This is a genomic window from Lentzea aerocolonigenes, assembly GCF_000955955.1.
In the GTDB taxonomy this organism is placed as follows: domain Bacteria; phylum Actinomycetota; class Actinomycetes; order Mycobacteriales; family Pseudonocardiaceae; genus Lentzea; species Lentzea aerocolonigenes_A.
The window spans coordinates 1-1,668 of sequence record NZ_JYJG01000617.1; the positions used below are offsets into that span (position 1 = coordinate 1).

Sequence of the window (1,668 nt, forward strand, 5' to 3'; positions counted from 1 at the left end):
ATGAAGGTTCCCTTCATCAAGCTCCATGAACGCGAGGCGCCGCCGTCGTGGATGCGGGCCACGACGGCGGCGGTTCGGCTCCCGCGCGAGCGGAAGCCGCGCGGGAGACCTGCTCCGAGAGCGGCGCTGCTCTCAGAGCAGGTCTGCTCTCACAGCGCCGGGTAGGCGTTGCGCATGAGCTCCTGGAACTGCGCGGAGAACCACTTGCCGGACAGCGGCGCGTCCGGCAGTGCGCCCGACATGTTGTTGCCGTTGCGCACGTTGCCGGTGTACGTCGGGTCGCACATCTTGTCCGCGCCCTTGCCCTCGTTGTTCGGGATCTCCTTGCTCGCGCCGTCGGACTCGCCAGGAGGCTTCATCCACACGAACGCGTCGATGCCGTCCGCGGGTGCCGCCTTCGGGCGTTCGCCGAGCCCCGCACCGGCCTGGTTGCACCAGTTGCCGAGGTGGATGCGCCGGTCCAGCCTGCCGCCGTTCACGTAGGCGTCGACCGACGTCTGCGGCCCGGGCCCGGTGGGACGGGCCGCGCCGCCCCAGCCGTTGCGGCTGGTGTCGATCAGCATGCCCACGCCTGCGTCGAAGCCCGCCTGCACCGCTTTCTGCCGGAACGCCTGCGCGTAGGACAGCTCGTCGGTGTAGCGGTTCCAGTCCACCCACTTCGACTCGCGCACGGACTTGCCGCCCACCGAGTCGTTGATCGAGAAGTTGGGCTCGCGCACCGCGCCGTAGTTGGCGGTGTTGGCGATGAAGCCCTGCACGTTGGCCTTCGTGCTGCCGGAGGCGTTCGCGGCCTGGAACAGCAGCTCGGCCGTCGCACCGAAGTTGTCGTCCCAGCCGATCCAGCCGTGGTGGCCAATGTCCAGGTAGTTGTAGACGTTGGGGATCGCGCCGAGCTTGGCGAGCGCGTACCCGACACCGGTGATGTAGTTGCCGTTGGCCTTCATGACGTCGCACTGCGGCACGGCGGTCGGGCGCGGCGTGACGTTGGTGATCAGGTTCGGCAGGGAGTCGATCTCCACCGTGGTAACGATCCTCAGGTCCTTGTAGGCGGGCTTGGCGAGGATCGCCGCGATCGGGTCGATGTACTCGGTCTTGTACCGGTCGATCTCGGTCGGCTTGAGCTCACCGTTGGACGCGAGCGCCGAGCAGTCACGACCGGGCAGGTTGTAGATGACGAACTGGATGGTGAGCGGTGAGCCCGCCGCCTGACGCACCGCCTCGTCCAGATGTCCCGCGATGCCACGGGAGTCGACGGTGCCGGTGATCGCCGCGATGCGGTCGATCCACACCCCGGTGGAGTTGTTCGCGACCCTGCTGCCACCGGGCTCGGCGGCGGCCTTCGCCGACCAGTCCGGGTTCACGTACATCTTCGCGCCCACGTACGGGTTGTCGACGCGGTTGCCCGGGCCGGGGCCGGGACCCGGATCACTGGTCGTGGTGGTCGTCGAGGTCGGCGGCTGCTGGCCGGTGCAGACCGTGCCGTTCAACGAGAACGACGCCGGGTCGGCGTTGGTGGAACCGGTGTAGCTGCCGTTGAAGCCGATCTCCGCCGACGCCCCGGTGCCCAGGCCGCCGTTCCACGACATGCTCGTCGCGGTGACGTCCGCTCCCGACTGCGACCAGTTCGCGCTCCAGCCCTGGCTCACCTTCTGCGTGCCGGGGAAGGTG

The 1,668-nt window shown here is 68.6% G+C and carries 1 protein-coding gene; it reads right to left on the minus strand.

The genetic code is table 11. The features are described 5' to 3' along the window. Nucleotides 1-149: 149 nt before the first annotated feature. On the minus strand, nt 150-1,668 hold a 1,519-nt coding region (locus UK23_RS47945; protein WP_045318546.1), incomplete at its 5' end, for a glycoside hydrolase family 6 protein.